The sequence below is a fragment of the Pseudomonas sp. BF-RE-21 genome (assembly GCF_019947305.1).
GTDB classification, from domain to species: Bacteria; Pseudomonadota; Gammaproteobacteria; order Pseudomonadales; family Pseudomonadaceae; genus Aquipseudomonas; species Aquipseudomonas migulae.
The window spans coordinates 52,243-65,822 of record NZ_JAGYGF010000012.1; the positions used below are offsets into that span (position 1 = coordinate 52,243).

Below are 13,580 nucleotides of genomic sequence, written 5' to 3' on the forward strand. Positions count from 1 at the left end.
TACATTTCAACGACGCATTTGATTACTGCGGCTGAAACGTCTGCAAGTACGCCAGCACATCCTCGATCTTCTCCGGATCGCTGAGCCCCCAGAAAATCATCCGGGTGCCGGGCACCACTTTCTTCGGCGCTTCGAGGTAAGCCGTCAGTGTCTCTCGCGTCCAGACAATGCCGGCGGATTTCATCGCGTCGGAGTACTGGTAGTCCGTCACGCTTCCCGAGGGACGGCCGAAAATGCCGTTGAGTTGCGGGCCGAAGCCGCCCCGCGCCGACTCGCCCACTTGATGGCAGCCGCCGCAGATCCGCGTGAACAGTTTCGCCCCGGCTTCAGCATCCCCCGCCGCTGCCGCCGGCGTGCAAAATGCCCCTGCGGTCAGTGAAAGGACGAAGGTGAGGGTTACAGCTTTCATCATGTTCGGTTCCAGTGAAGTCAATCGGCGCACCCGGTGCATTTTCGCGCCTACCTTACCCGATTACCGCCGCCCGACGTGCGCCGGTCGCTCAAGCGTCGGCCTGGGCGCGAATCTCCTAAAATGAATCGTGAGACTTGAACGGTTGCCAGCCCCTGGCAACACCGTCGTGAAAGGAGGTGTTCGAGATGCAACTCATCACGCAGAAAATCGATAAGCCGCAAGACACGAATTTCATTCTGGGCCAGACCCACTTCATCAAATCCGTCGAGGACATTCACGAAGCGTTGATCAACGCAGTGCCAGGCATCCGCTTCGGCGTGGCTTTTTGCGAAGCCTCGGGCAAATGCATGGTGCGCTGGTCCGGCACCGATCCCGCCATGATCAAACTGGCCCAGAGCAATGCCCAAGCCATCGGCGCCGGGCACAGCTTCATCATCTTCCTGGGTGACGGCTTCTACCCGCTGAACATATTGAACACGGTCAAGACGGTTCCAGAGGTGTGCCGGATCTTTTGCGCAACCGCCAACCCCACTGAAGTGGTGCTCGCCGAGACAGCACAGGGACGCGCGATTCTGGGTGTGGTGGATGGCTTCTGCGCCAAGGAAATTGAAGGCGACGAAGACATTCTGTGGCGCAAAAACCTGTTGCGGCAGATTGGCTACAAGCTGTGAATTTAGCGGCTCATAAGGACTTGCAGTTTTCAACAGTAGGCTAAGCTTGGATCAGCTTATTGCTCACGATGCTCGATTCTGCAGGGTTTTGGTTGTTCTGGAGAGCGTCTGCAACAGCTATCTCAGACAGGCCCAACCCTTTCACGCAGGATTGACGTGATGACCGAGCCCCTCCTCAGCTTTGATGCACTCAAGCGCGCGGCTGCCGCTGGCGAAATCGACACCGTATTGGTCTGCATGGTCGACATGCAGGGACGCCTGGTCGGCAAGCGCTTCCAGGTCGAGTTTTTTATCGACAGCGGCCACGAAGAAACCCACTGCTGCAATTACCTGCTGGCCGACGACATCGACATGGAACCGGTGCCGGGTTACGCCGCAGCCAGTTGGAGCAAAGGCTATGGCGACTTCGTCCTCAAACCGGACATGTCCACGCTGCGGCGTGTGCCCTGGCTGGAATGCACGGCGCTGGTGCTCTGCGATGTGCTCGATCATCACCATCGAAAGGACTTGCCCCACAGCCCGCGGGCGATTCTGAAAAAACAGGTCGAGCGCCTGCGTGAACGGGGCTACACCGGCATGTTCGCTTCGGAGCTTGAGTTCTACCTGTTCGATGAGAGCTACGAGGCGATCCACCAGCGCAACTATCACCAACCGAAAACCGCCGGGCATTACATCGAGGATTACAACATCCTCCAGACCACCCGCGAGGAACCGGTGCTGCGGGCGATTCGCAAACATCTGCAAGCGTCGGGCATTCCCGTGGAAAACTCCAAGGGTGAATGGGGCCCCGGCCAGGAAGAAATCAACATTCGTTACGCCGATGCCATGACCATGGCCGACCACCACGTCATCATCAAGCACGCCTGCAAAGAGATCGCGCAGCTGCAAGGCAAGGCGATTACGTTCATGGCCAAGTGGCGCTATGACGCCGCCGGTTCCAGCAGCCATATCCATAATTCGCTGTGGGACAAGAACGCCAAGAAGCCATTGTTCTTCGACGCCAAAGCCGAGTTCGGCATGTCGAAACTGATGCGCGCCTGGGTCGCCGGGCAGCTGAAGTACGCCAACGACATCACCTGCTTTCTGGCGCCCTACATCAATTCGTACAAGCGCTTCCAGGCCGGCACCTTCGCGCCGACGCGGGCGGTATGGAGCCGCGACAATCGCACCGCCGGCTTTCGCTTGTGTGCCGAAGGCAGCAAATCCATCCGCATCGAATGCCGCATCGGCGGCGCCGACCTCAACCCTTATCTGGCCTTTGCCGCACTGATCGCGGCGGGCCTGGCCGGGATCGACGAGAAGCTCGAACTCGCGGCCCCGTTCGAGGGCGATGCCTACCTCGATGAGCATTTGCCGGAAGTCTCGAAAACCCTGCGCGATGCCTGCTCCGCCCTCAAGGGGTCGAGCATGTTGCGCGAGGCGTTCGGCGATGAAGTGGTCGATCACTACGTTCACACCGCCGAGTGGGAGCAGAAAGAGTACGACCGGCGGATCACCGACTGGGAACTGCAGCGCGGCTTCGAGCGCTATTGAGCACACCATGACTGCGAAGATTCAGCTTATTTCTCCGGTCGATGGCCGGGTGTACGTCGAGCGCCAACAAATAGATACCGCCCGACTCCTTCAGGCGCTTGAGGCGGCTGCAACGGCCCAGGCGCAATGGAAGCGCCGACCACTGAGCGAGCGCGCAACTTTTTGCAGTGCCGCTGTGGACGCGATGCTCGCCATGAAAGATGAAATCGTGCCGGAGCTGGCCTGGCAAATGGGTCGACCGGTGCGTTATGGCGCTGGCGAGCTGCGCGGTTTCGAAGAGCGGGCCCGGCACATGATCGCTATTGCGCCCGAAGCGCTTGCAGCCGTTGAGCCTGCACCGGTCGCAGGTTTTCGGCGTTACATCAAACGCGAGCCGCTAGGCACGGTGCTCGTGATCGCCCCGTGGAATTACCCCTACCTGACCGCCGTCAACACGATTATTCCGGCGTTGATGGCGGGCAACAGCGTGATCCTCAAACACGCCTCGCAAACCCTGCTGGTCGGCGAGCGTTTCGCTGAAGCTTTTCGCCGGGCCAATCTGCCTGAAGGGTTGTTCCAGAACCTGCTGCTCAGTCATGCCAGTACCGCAGTAGCCATCGTCACCGGCGACGTACAACAGGTGAACTTCACGGGTTCGGTGGACGCTGGCCTGCAAGTCCAACAAGCAGCCATCACGGATTTCATCGGCATGGGCCTGGAGCTCGGCGGCAAAGACCCGGCCTACGTTCGCGCCGACGCCAATCTCGAATACGCCGTGGAAAACCTGGTGGACGGCAGCTTCTTCAACTCCGGGCAAAGCTGCTGTGCGGTCGAGCGCATCTATGTGGACGAGAAAATCTATCCCGCCTTCGTCGAGCGTTTCGCCGATTTGACTCGCCAGTACGTGTTGGGCAACCCGCTGGACGAAGCCACCACGCTGGGTCCGATGGTCTCGCCGGCCGCCGCAGATTTTGTTCGCGGACAGATTGCCGACGCACTGGCCGAGGGCGCCAAAGCGCTGATCGATCCGAAGGCGTTTCCCGCCGACGCACCGGGCAGCGCCTATATGGCGCCGCAGGTACTGGTGGACGTCACTCATGAAATGTCGGTGATGCGCGACGAAAGCTTCGGCCCTGTGGTCGGCATCATGCCGGTGACTGGCGACGAAGAAGCCATCGCCTTGATGAACGACAGTGAGTTCGGACTCAGCGCGTCGATCTGGACCGAGGACCTCGCCGCCGCCGAACGCCTCGGCAACGAGATCGCCACCGGCACCGTATTCATGAACCGCTGCGATTACCTCGACCCGGCGCTGGCCTGGACCGGGGTCAAGAACAGCGGACGCGGCGTCACCCTGTCGCGCCTGGGCTACGAGCACCTGACCCGCGCCAAATCCTTTCATCTGCGCCACGAGGTGTAGGCCATGAACCTGACTGGAAACTGGAACTACCCCACCAGCATTCGCTTCGGTGTCGGGCGCATCGCCGAGCTGGCCGAGGTCTGCCGCAGCCAGGGTATCCAGCGCCCGTTGCTGGTCACCGACAGCGGCCTGGGGCGTGCGGCGATCACCACGGCGGCGGTGGATGCGTTGCGCGCCGCCGGCCTTGGTGTCGCGCTGTTTTGTGACCTCAAGCCCAATCCGGTCGAGGCCAACCTGGCCGGTGGGCTCGAAGCCTGGCGCACCGGCCAGCACGATGGCGTGGTTGCCTTCGGCGGTGGCAGCGGCCTGGACATGGGCAAGCTCATCGCGTTCATGAGCGGTCAGACCCGACCGGTGTGGGATTTTGAAGACATCGGCGACTACTGGACCCGAGCCGACGACAGCCACATCGCCCCGGTGATTGCCGTGCCGACCACAGCGGGAACCGGTTCCGAAGTCGGCCGTGCGGCGGTGATCATCGACGAGCGCACGCACACCAAACGCATCATCTTCCACCCGAAAATGATGCCGCGCGTGGTCATCAGCGATCCGGCACTCACCGTGGGCATGCCGGCAAAAGTCACCGCCGGCACCGGCATGGATGCGTTCGCCCATTGCCTGGAGGCGTATTGCGCTCCCGGATTTCACCCGCTGGCTGACGGCATTGCGGTGGAAGGCATGCGCCTGGTGGCCAACGCGCTGGTGCGCGCCGTCCATACACCTTCGGACCTCGAAGCGCGCGCACACATGCTCGCCGCCGCCGCGATGGGCGCCACCGCGTTCCAGAAAGGCCTCGGTGGAATGCACGCGCTCTCGCATCCGGTGGGCGCGCTGTACGACACCCATCACGGCATGACCAATGCCACGTTCATGCCGTATGTGTTGCAGTTCAATCGCCCGGCCATCGAGGAACGCATCATCCGCCTCGCGGCTTATCTGCGCCTGCCCTCCCCCGGCTTCGACAGTTTTCTGGCCTTCGTGCTCAAGCTGCGCAAAGACATCGGCGTGCCGCACACGCTGGTTGAGTTGGGCGTGGATGACCGGCAGGCCGACCTGATCGCGGACATGGCGATTGTCGATCCCTCGGCCAGCGGCAATCCCCTGCCATTGACCAAGCTCGGTGTGGCCAGCATTTTCGACGCGGCTTATCACGGCCGCGTTTAGATCCAGAGCAGTATCGGTTGGAAAAAGGAGCAGTACGACAAGGTGTTGAAGGCCAGCCCATTGCGCACACGCCAATGGATTGAATCAAAACCTGATGGGGTACACAGCATGAACCCAGCAAGCCAGCCCGGCACCGACGCGCACGACGAGGACGTCAAGGTGCTGCACAGCATGGGCTACGCCCAGCAACTCTCGCGACGAATGGGTGTTTTCTCCAACTTCGCGATTTCCTTTTCGATCATCTGCATCCTTTCAGGCGGCATTAACTCACTGGCCCAGGGCACCTCGGGCGCAGGGGGTGCGGCGATTGGCATCGGCTGGCCCATCGGTTGCCTGATCTCCGGGGTGTTCGCGCTGGCCATGGCGCAGATTTCTTCGGCCTACCCCACCGCTGGCGGTCTCTATCACTGGGGCTCGATTCTCGGAAACCGCTTCACCGGCTGGCTGACAGCCTGGTTCAATCTGCTGGGACTGGTCACGGTGCTCGGCGCGATCAACGTCGGCACCTATTACTTCTTTTTCGGCGCCTTCGGACCGGCGCTGGGAATGGAAGACACCACCACGGTGAGGGTGATTTTCCTGGCGATCCTGACCGGCATCCAGGCCTTGTGTAACCATCTGGGCATCGGCTTGACCGCGAAACTCACCGACTTCTCGGGCTACCTGATTTTCGCCACGGCGCTCGCGCTGACCATCGTCTGCCTGATTTCCGCACCCAGCTATGAGTTCGCCCGGTTGTGGACTTTCGGCAACTATTCCGGTGAAGCCGGCGGCAGTGTCTGGCCACAGGTGTCGAACAGCTGGGTGTTCATGCTCGGCCTGCTGTTGCCGATCTACACTATCACCGGTTATGACGCGTCGGCGCATACCTCAGAAGAAACTCGTAATGCCGCGATGTCGGTGCCACGCGGCATGGTCATGTCCGTGATCTGGTCGTTGCTGTTCGGTTGGGTGATGCTCTGTTCGTTCGTGCTGATGCTGCCGAACATGGACGAAGCGGCGAAACAGGGCTGGAACGTGTTCTTCTGGGGCATGAACGCCCAGGTGAGCCCTAACGTGAAATTCGCGCTGTACGTGGCGATTTTCATCTCGCAGTTTCTCTGCGGGCTGGCGACCGTGACCTCGGTGTCACGCATGATCTTCGCGTTCTCCCGCGACGGTGGCCTGCCCTGCTCGAAAGCACTGGCCTCGGTCTCGCCGAAATATCGCAGCCCGGTGGCAGCCATCTGGACCGGCGCGACCCTGGCGGTCTTGTTCGACTGGGGCTCGTCGGTGATCTCGATCGGGGCAACACCGGTCTACACCATCGTGGTCTCCTGCACGGTGATCTTCCTGTTTTTCTCTTTCATCATTCCCATCGTGCTGGGCCTGTTCGCCTACGGAACCTCGAAGTGGCCAACCATGGGGCCGTGGAACATGGGGCACGCTTTTTACTCCTTGTTCGCCGTGCTCTCGGTGCTCTCGATGGTGGTGATCTTCGTCATCGGCATCCAGCCACCGAACGATTGGGCGCTGTACATCACCATCGGCTTCCTGGTGCTGACGGCCATCGTCTGGTTCGGTTTTGAAGCGCGGCGCTTTCAGGGGCCGCCGATGGGTGACCTGATCATCAAGCGCCAGGCGGAAATTGCGGCGGCAGAGGCAGCGTTGAACAAGCAGGCGTGAAGGCTTTACCCGTAGGAGCGAGCAAGCTCGCTCCTACAGTCACTGTCGATTTGTATCAGTGTGTATTTTTGCGGGGTGATCTTACACGGCGATACACAAGCGCCGGTTCAGGACACATCCGCATTACATGGAAGTGGAAAAGTGGGCCACATCGGAAATTCAGATGTTTTCCGATGAACAGCGATTTAGAAGCGCCCACCAACCTCAGCAGGAACCGCCATGATCAATCAAATCGACACCGTGCTTTACACCGGCAAGACCCACACAACCGGAGGCCGCAATGGCGAATCACGAAGCGACGATGGCCGTCTGGACGTCAAGCTTAGCGCCATAGGTTCTTCCGGCAGCGGCACCAACCCTGAACAACTGCTGGGCGCTGGTTGGTCGGCCTGCTTCATCGGCGCCATGGGCAAGGCAGCCATCGCGTTGCAAGTGACTTTGCCGACTGACGTGTCTGTCGATACCGAAATAGACCTGGGCAAGACCGAAAACGCCTTTTTCCTGCAGGCGCGCCTCAACGTCAGCCTTCCCGGTCTGGACCCGGCGGTTGCACGGTCGGTGGTGGATGCCGCGCACCAGACCTGCCCGTATTCGAAGGCGACCCGTGGCAACATCGATGTCGTGATCAACCTGATCTGACCGGGACGACAAGTGCGGCCTGCCATTGCGGCAGGCTGCACTGGCGATCGCTTACTGAACGTTTTTCAGCTTGATCACATCACCGGAAACCTTGGTGGTGTAACCGCTCAGGACCCAGGCCCAGAACCAGTTTTCCTGCACTTGGGTGTTGATCAGTGCATCGCCGCCCTTGGCCTTGATCGCTGCGTCTTGCGCGCGAACAAAACGGCTGTTCTGGCGAATCGGGATGACGCCGAACAGCATCAGGCCCGTGGCGCTCGCTTCACTGTGGCCAACCACCGTGTATTGGCTTGCATCGTATTGCTGAGTCTTCATCGGGGCGCCGGTGCAACCCGCCAGAACCAGGCCGAACAGGGTAACGGCAACAACTTTGCTGAGGTGATTCACTGAATGACTCCTTGGGTAAACGCCCGGGATCCGTCTCTCGGGCGGGGCATACTCTACCGGAAATGATGGCCAATTAGTATCAATTCGCCCACCTCGGCAAGCCTGGCGCCTGCGATCGTGGGGTGTCCGGGATGATGGATTCACCCCAAACCCGTAGGAGCCCGGCTTGCTGGCGATGGCGATTTCACGGACGCCTTCGCCGGCAAGCCTGGCTCCTACGGATTAGGGGGATGTTCGGGATTGGGGGCTCACACAAAACCTGTAGGAGCCGGCTTGCCGGCGATGGCGATTTCACGGACGCCTTCGCCGGCAAGCCTGGCTCCTACGGATCGCAGGGATGTCCGGGATTGGGGATTCACACCAAGCCGGCTCCTACGGATTGGGGGGATGCCCGGGATTGGGGGTTCACGCCAAACCTGTAGGAGCCGGCTTGCTGGCGATGGCGATTTCACGGACGCCTTCGCCGGCAAGCCTGGCTCCTATGGCTCGCGGGGTGGCCGGGATCGGCAAGTCAGGCAAACCGCTTCAACGAAAACGCCGACAGGTCCAGGTCATTGCTGCCACGCACGCACCACTGCGCCACCGCCTCGCCCAAGGCTGCGGAATGCTTGAAACCATGTCCCGAACAGGCTGACACCACCAGGGTGTTTTTCAGTGACGGATGCTCGTCGATGATGAAGTGCGAATCCGGCGTGACGGTGTACGCGCACACCGCCGACTTGGCCACACGCGAAGTCACGCCTGCGATCCGGCCGCGCACCTGACGTTCGAACATGTCGTGTTCTTCAGCGGCGCTGACGGTGCGGTCCAGCGTGTCTGGCGAAGAGTTTTCAGTGTATTGCTCCGTCGCGACTTTCACGCTGCCCTCGCCCGGTAACGGCGGGAAGCCGTAAAAGGACTGCGCCGGACCGTGGCTGAAGATGAACGTCGGTGACACCTCGGCAAACTCCGCGTGCTCTTTCTGTTCAAACCAGAACAGCTTCTGCCGACACACACGCAACAAGCGGTCGAACGGCTGTCCCAACAAATCCCGGGACCACATGCCGGCACTGACCACGACTTTGTCGGCGCGGATCGTGCGCTGGTCGGTGGTGAGGGTGACGCCCTGCTCGTCCGAGCGGATGTGTGTGACGGTTTCGCCCTTGAACAACGTGGCGCCGTGTTCCTCGGCGAGCTGCAATTGCACCGCGATGCAGCGTTCCGGCCGGACGTAACCGCCACTCGGTTCGAAGTAGCCGACGGCAGTGTCCAGCACCTGGGAAAACTGCGGGAATCGCTGGCGAATCTGTTCGGCGGACAACACGTCATGCTCGATGCCGTAAGTGTTCGCCAGTTGAAGGGTGCGGTTCGTGAAGTCGTTGGCATCGTTGGCGTCATAGCCGGGGCTGGAGCTCAACACCAGCACGCCGCACTGCTCGAACAGCGACTCGCCGGACAGTGCTTCGAGTTCACGCCAGATCCGATGCGAGTTGCGGACAATGGGCACGTACGCCGCACCTTCGCCGACCGAAAGCCGGGTGATGCGCGTGTCCCCATGGCTGGAGCCCTGGGTGTGGGGAGGATGGTGGCGGTCGACGCCGATGACCCTGACCCCGGATTTCGCCAGTTGATACACCGTCGCGGCGCCCATCGCGCCGAGTCCGAGCACAGCTACTTCACACCGATGTTCCATATCGTCACCGTCCCGAAAAGGACCATTTGAGTCTGAAAGCCGCTGAAAACTCAAGAACGAAAACAGGCGGCCTGAGCCTGCCGATCCAGGATTCATGTGAAATCCGACAACAGTGTTTGTCCGGTCGACCAATATATGGCCAAGCCATAAACACCTAGCATCGACTCAACCCAGCGAGCCATTGAAGTTGTCAGCAACTTGCTCGCCAGGCAACAACCCCGAAATAGTCGATGCCAAGGTGAATACCATGAACGTTTTAAAAGCTGCGCTGTTCCTTGCTCTTGGAAGTTTAACCGCACAGGCCTTTGCAGACGAAAGTCACGACAATGCAGAAGCCGGCCAGCTACCCGTTGAAAGTTACACCTACGGAATGAAGCTCGATATTCAGAAGATCATTACGGTGTCGGACATTGCAAACGAATGCGCGCCGGTGCCGGCCCAAATGACGTATGAGGACTCTCACGGTCAACGGCATATCCTGCAATATCAAGTCATGGGCACAGGCTGCTCGAACGGTTGAGTAGCGTGCGGACGATGGAGGGTCGACACTCCATGCCTGCCGCGCCTGTCAGGGTTTTGCTGGCGAACCGACAATGTCCTCATCGGAGGCCAACAGACCCGGAATGTAGTCTTTCAGAAACTCCACCCATGTCTTGATCTTCGCATCCACGAACTTTCGTGACGGGTAGATGGCAAACAAGTTGAATTCCTCGAAATGATAATCCGGCAATACGCGCACTAACGTGCCCGCTCTCAGTCCGTCCACGGCGGACGCAATGGGTTGAATACCGATCCCCATTCCATTCTTTATCGCGACCGTCATCGCATCGGCGGTGTTGACGTGAAAGGGAGAGATCGGAACGTTCACCGTCTCCACGCCATCCGGCCCCTCGAATGCCCAGTTTTCAACCGGCATGACCGTATTCACAATCCGCAGACAATCATGTACGCCAAGCGACCCTGGAGAATCAGGATGTCCGCGTTTCTTCAAGTACGCCGGCGAAGCGCAGAGGATGCTGTAAGTGATGCCCAGCCTTTGAGCGACAAACCCGGAATCGGGCAGGTCCCGCGCTAACACGATCGACATGTCATACCCCTCCTCCAGCAGATCGGGCAGCCGATTGGTCAGGGTCAGATCAAACATCACCGAGGGGTGAGTCTCTCGGTACTTGGCAATCGCATCGATCACGTAATGGTTGCCGATGGCGGACATCGCGTGAATCTTCAGCCGGCCCACCGGCGTGATGTGAGCGGTTCCTGCCTCCTCATCGGCTTCACGCACCTCTTCAAGAATTTTCTCGCAGCGCTGCAAGTAGCGCACACCGGCTTCGGTCAATGCCAGGCGTCGAGTGGTCCGGTTGATCAGGCGTGTTTGAAGCCGGGCCTCCAGACTGGTCACCGCTTTGGAAACGTTGGTCGTGGTGGTGTCCAGCATCTGCGCCGCCGCTGTAAAACTGCCGGTTTGGGCGACAGCCACGAAAAAACGCATGGTCTGGAAAATGTCCATCGCTAGGCCTCAAGGGTCTGGATAAAAAAGGGCGACCTCACAGAAAGCCGCCCCTCTCGAATCGGATTACTTCTTGCGCGCAATAAACCCGGGAACACCGGTTTCCACCACCGAGTTGAACCGTACCCGAGTGGTGATCTCTTCCTTGATTTCAAGCATCGCCCGGTGTGGCAGCGTGGACAGATCGAAGTTTTCCCGGATGTGGCTCGGTGTCGCCGACGTGGTCAGAAACGCCACGCCCCGCTGCACCGACCAGGCCAGCGCCACTTGCGCCGGGGTCTTCTGCACGCGCCGGGCGATCCCGGTAATCACCGAATCTTCCAGCACATTGGGCTCCATGCCATGGCCGAGTGGTGCAAACGCCAGGACGATAATTCCATGTTGCTGACAAAACTCAAGCAGTTCCCATTCAGGCAAATAAGGATGGGACTCGACCTGCACGACGGCGGGCTTGATCCGCGCCTCGGCGACAATCGCCTGCAATGCCGGCAACGTGATGTCCGACAAGCCGATGGACTTGCACCGACCTTCATCCACCAGACGCTCAAGTGCCCTCCATGTCTCGATCAACGTGACCCCTGAATCGTAGATGACGTTGCCTTGCTCGTCCCTCGGGTCCTGGTTTTCACCGGGTTGAAAGGCAAACGGCGTATGGATCAGGTAGCAGTCGATATAGTCCACTTGCAGCCGTCGGCAACTGGCCTCGAACGCCGGTTGAACCCGCTCGGGGCGATGGTTGGTGTTCCACAGCTTGGTGGTGATGAACAGGTCTTCGCGGCGGATTGTTCCGGTCGCCATCACCTCTTGCAGGGCAACGCCGACCTGTTCTTCATTTCGATAGCGTTCTGCACAATCGAAATGACGAAAGCCCGCGTGCAGAGCCTCCTTGACCGCTTGCGTGGTGACCGCAAGATCTCGAAACAGCGTGCCGAACCCAACCGCCGGCATTTCACCCGCGCCATGGTTGAGCGCAAAACGCTGATCGCGAAGTGCATCGTGAAAGGCTTCGTAAGGCATCTCTTTACTCCAATTGTCGGGGCCGCAGCCGCTATTGATACGCAGGGTTCTGTGCTTCGCGTGTGGCCACCCGTTGCTCGAATGCGCCAACGGAATTACCGCCGAGCGCGACGTACAGGCGCACCGTGTCGAGGTATTGCGCCGTCCTGATCCGGATTCGGCCCAGCAACGCCTGCTGATAAGCGCGCTCCGCTTCCAGCACCTGGAGAATGCTGTTTTCGCCTTGCGCATAGGCTTGCTGGTTCAAGCGCAAACTGGTTTCGGCCGCGCGCAATGCGTCTTCCTGGGCGAGGTTTTCCTCGGCGTCATGGTTGATGGCTTGCAACGTGTCGGCGACCTGGCCGAACGAACTGATCACGGTTTGCTGGTAACCGGCGAGTGTCGCGTTGTAGCCGTCGATGGCAGCCTGACGTTCAGCCTTGAGCGTTCCGCCATCAAAGATCGGCCCCGCCAGCCCTGCCGCGAAGCCCCAAAGTGCGGCGCCGCCATTGCCCGAAGCGACCTGTGCCAGCGACGCGGACAACGTGACGTGGGGATAGAGGTTCGCGGTCGCGACGCCGACGGCAGCGCTGGCCATGTGCAGTTCTGCTTCTGCCTGGCGCACATCCGGCCGGTCGTGGGCCATTTCAGAAGGCAAGCTGACAGGCACATTGGCCGGCAATACAAACTCGGCCAGGTCGAAGTCCGGCGCGATCCAGTCGCCCGGGCCTTTGCCCGTCAGAATCGAGAGTGCGTGGCGTGCCGAATCGCGCTGCTGAGCCAGAGGCGGCAACAACGTGCGGTCTTGAGCGAGCCTGGTTTCGGCCAGCGAAACTTCGATCTGCGTGGTGCTGCCATTGGCGTGGGCCATGCGCACGAGGTCGAGGTTTTTCGCGTCGTTGGCCAGCAGTTTTTCGACGGCTTGCATCTGCGCATTCGCCGACGCCACCAGCAACGCCTGACTGGCGACATTCCCGGTCAGGGTCAGGTACGCCGCTTCGTAACGATGCTTTTGCAGATCGGCAAACGCTTCCTGTTGCTCCACCAAGCGCTTGTTGCCGCCGAACACGTCCAGGTCAAAACCGACCCGTGGCCCGATCGCATAGAAGTTGGAGACGGCCGGCTCTTTGGCGTTATGAACCCGTTGACGGCCCGCCTGGGCGCCAAAATCGACTTGCGGGTACAACGCACCTTCCGCCGCTGTCACCGAGGACGCCGCCTGGCGAATGGTTGCATCCGCCGCCACCAGTTCAAGATTGCCCGCAATGGCCCGACGCACCACCGTGTCGAGCTTCTGCGAACGGAACGCCGTCCACCAGTCACCGCGGACCTTCTGGCCCAGGTCAATCTGCTTGTTGCCACGCTGACCGAGACGCTGTTCGGCTTGTTGATCGTAGTGCTGCGACTGGCTCGGCGCAGGCATCTGGTAGTCGGGGCCGACGGTACACGCGGTCAGGAACACCAGCACTGCCGCCGCGCCGAACGTGGTTTTGAGCGTCTGTCTGTTGATTGCGAGCGCATGGGATTTCATTTGG

Annotated in this window: 13 protein-coding genes; 7 read left to right on the plus strand and 6 right to left on the minus strand. The window is 60.3% G+C overall.

Features of this window, described 5'->3' with window-relative positions; translation table 11 throughout:
- Window positions 1-22: 22 nt before the first annotated feature.
- Complete coding sequence (locus KGB25_RS11285) at window positions 23-412, minus strand: c-type cytochrome (protein WP_008040445.1); 390 nt, start codon at window positions 410-412, stop codon at window positions 23-25.
- Between the two features lie 185 nt (window positions 413-597).
- Here KGB25_RS11285 and KGB25_RS11290 point away from each other — a divergent pair, with 185 nt between their 5' ends.
- The 6 genes from KGB25_RS11290 to KGB25_RS11315 all read left to right on the plus strand — a co-directional run bounded on the left by KGB25_RS11290 (window position 598) and on the right by KGB25_RS11315 (window position 7,483).
- Complete coding sequence (locus tag KGB25_RS11290; RefSeq protein ID WP_008040446.1) at window positions 598-1,083, plus strand: adenosine-specific kinase; 486 nt, start codon at window positions 598-600, stop codon at window positions 1,081-1,083.
- A 159-nt stretch (window positions 1,084-1,242) separates the two neighbouring features.
- The gene (locus tag KGB25_RS11295; protein ID WP_008040447.1) at window positions 1,243-2,616 is read left to right on the plus strand and encodes a glutamine synthetase family protein; all 1,374 of its coding nucleotides are present in this window, start codon (window positions 1,243-1,245) and stop codon (window positions 2,614-2,616) included.
- Window positions 2,617-2,623: 7 nt separating this feature from the next.
- A complete protein-coding gene (locus KGB25_RS11300) occupies window positions 2,624-4,015 on the plus strand; it encodes an aldehyde dehydrogenase family protein (protein ID WP_223434968.1) in 1,392 nt (463 codons plus the stop codon).
- Window positions 4,016-4,018: 3 nt separating this feature from the next.
- Window positions 4,019-5,179, plus strand: coding sequence for an iron-containing alcohol dehydrogenase (locus tag KGB25_RS11305; protein ID WP_223434969.1), 1,161 nt, complete (start codon window positions 4,019-4,021; stop codon window positions 5,177-5,179).
- Between the two features lie 108 nt (window positions 5,180-5,287).
- Entirely contained in the window at window positions 5,288-6,844 is a 1,557-nt protein-coding gene (locus KGB25_RS11310; protein ID WP_223434970.1) for an amino acid permease, read from the plus strand.
- Between the two features lie 219 nt (window positions 6,845-7,063).
- Complete coding sequence (locus KGB25_RS11315; protein WP_223434971.1) at window positions 7,064-7,483, plus strand: organic hydroperoxide resistance protein; 420 nt, start codon at window positions 7,064-7,066, stop codon at window positions 7,481-7,483.
- A 51-nt stretch (window positions 7,484-7,534) separates the two neighbouring features.
- On the opposite strand, the gene KGB25_RS11320 is transcribed toward KGB25_RS11315, so the two are convergent.
- Window positions 7,535-7,870, minus strand: coding sequence for a hypothetical protein (locus KGB25_RS11320; protein ID WP_008033343.1), 336 nt, complete (start codon window positions 7,868-7,870; stop codon window positions 7,535-7,537).
- A gap of 511 nt (window positions 7,871-8,381) precedes the next feature.
- Complete coding sequence (gene solA / locus KGB25_RS11325) at window positions 8,382-9,542, minus strand: N-methyl-L-tryptophan oxidase (protein WP_223434972.1); 1,161 nt, start codon at window positions 9,540-9,542, stop codon at window positions 8,382-8,384.
- 247 nt (window positions 9,543-9,789) lie between these two features.
- Here solA and KGB25_RS11330 point away from each other — a divergent pair, with 247 nt between their 5' ends.
- On the plus strand, window positions 9,790-10,062 hold the full coding sequence (locus KGB25_RS11330) for a DUF2790 domain-containing protein (protein ID WP_223434973.1): 273 nt from the start codon (window positions 9,790-9,792) through the stop codon (window positions 10,060-10,062).
- A 48-nt stretch (window positions 10,063-10,110) separates the two neighbouring features.
- Here KGB25_RS11330 and KGB25_RS11335 read toward each other — a convergent pair whose 3' ends face one another.
- From KGB25_RS11335 to KGB25_RS11345, 3 genes are all read right to left on the minus strand, one after another.
- Entirely contained in the window at window positions 10,111-11,049 is a 939-nt protein-coding gene (locus tag KGB25_RS11335) for a LysR family transcriptional regulator (RefSeq protein ID WP_223434974.1), read from the minus strand.
- Window positions 11,050-11,115: 66 nt separating this feature from the next.
- Window positions 11,116-12,066, minus strand: a complete 951-nt coding sequence (locus tag KGB25_RS11340) for an aldo/keto reductase (protein ID WP_223434975.1) — start codon at window positions 12,064-12,066, stop codon at window positions 11,116-11,118.
- A 31-nt stretch (window positions 12,067-12,097) separates the two neighbouring features.
- Window positions 12,098-13,576, minus strand: coding sequence for an efflux transporter outer membrane subunit (locus KGB25_RS11345; protein ID WP_223434976.1), 1,479 nt, complete (start codon window positions 13,574-13,576; stop codon window positions 12,098-12,100).
- Between the last annotated feature and the right edge of the window lie 4 nt (window positions 13,577-13,580).

Coding starts and splice junctions, on each gene's coding strand:
- KGB25_RS11285 (WP_008040445.1), bottom strand. CDS start 412: ATGATGAAAGCTGTAACCCTCACCTTCGTCCTTTCACTGACCGCAGGG.
- KGB25_RS11330 (WP_223434973.1), top strand. CDS start 9,790: ATGAACGTTTTAAAAGCTGCGCTGTTCCTTGCTCTTGGAAGTTTAACC.
- KGB25_RS11315 (WP_223434971.1), top strand. CDS start 7,064: ATGATCAATCAAATCGACACCGTGCTTTACACCGGCAAGACCCACACA.
- solA (WP_223434972.1), bottom strand. CDS start 9,542: ATGGAACATCGGTGTGAAGTAGCTGTGCTCGGACTCGGCGCGATGGGC.
- KGB25_RS11345 (WP_223434976.1), bottom strand. CDS start 13,576: ATGAAATCCCATGCGCTCGCAATCAACAGACAGACGCTCAAAACCACG.
- KGB25_RS11305 (WP_223434969.1), top strand. CDS start 4,019: ATGAACCTGACTGGAAACTGGAACTACCCCACCAGCATTCGCTTCGGT.
- KGB25_RS11335 (WP_223434974.1), bottom strand. CDS start 11,049: ATGGACATTTTCCAGACCATGCGTTTTTTCGTGGCTGTCGCCCAAACC.
- KGB25_RS11310 (WP_223434970.1), top strand. CDS start 5,288: ATGAACCCAGCAAGCCAGCCCGGCACCGACGCGCACGACGAGGACGTC.
- KGB25_RS11295 (WP_008040447.1), top strand. CDS start 1,243: ATGACCGAGCCCCTCCTCAGCTTTGATGCACTCAAGCGCGCGGCTGCC.
- KGB25_RS11290 (WP_008040446.1), top strand. CDS start 598: ATGCAACTCATCACGCAGAAAATCGATAAGCCGCAAGACACGAATTTC.
- KGB25_RS11300 (WP_223434968.1), top strand. CDS start 2,624: ATGACTGCGAAGATTCAGCTTATTTCTCCGGTCGATGGCCGGGTGTAC.
- KGB25_RS11340 (WP_223434975.1), bottom strand. CDS start 12,066: ATGCCTTACGAAGCCTTTCACGATGCACTTCGCGATCAGCGTTTTGCG.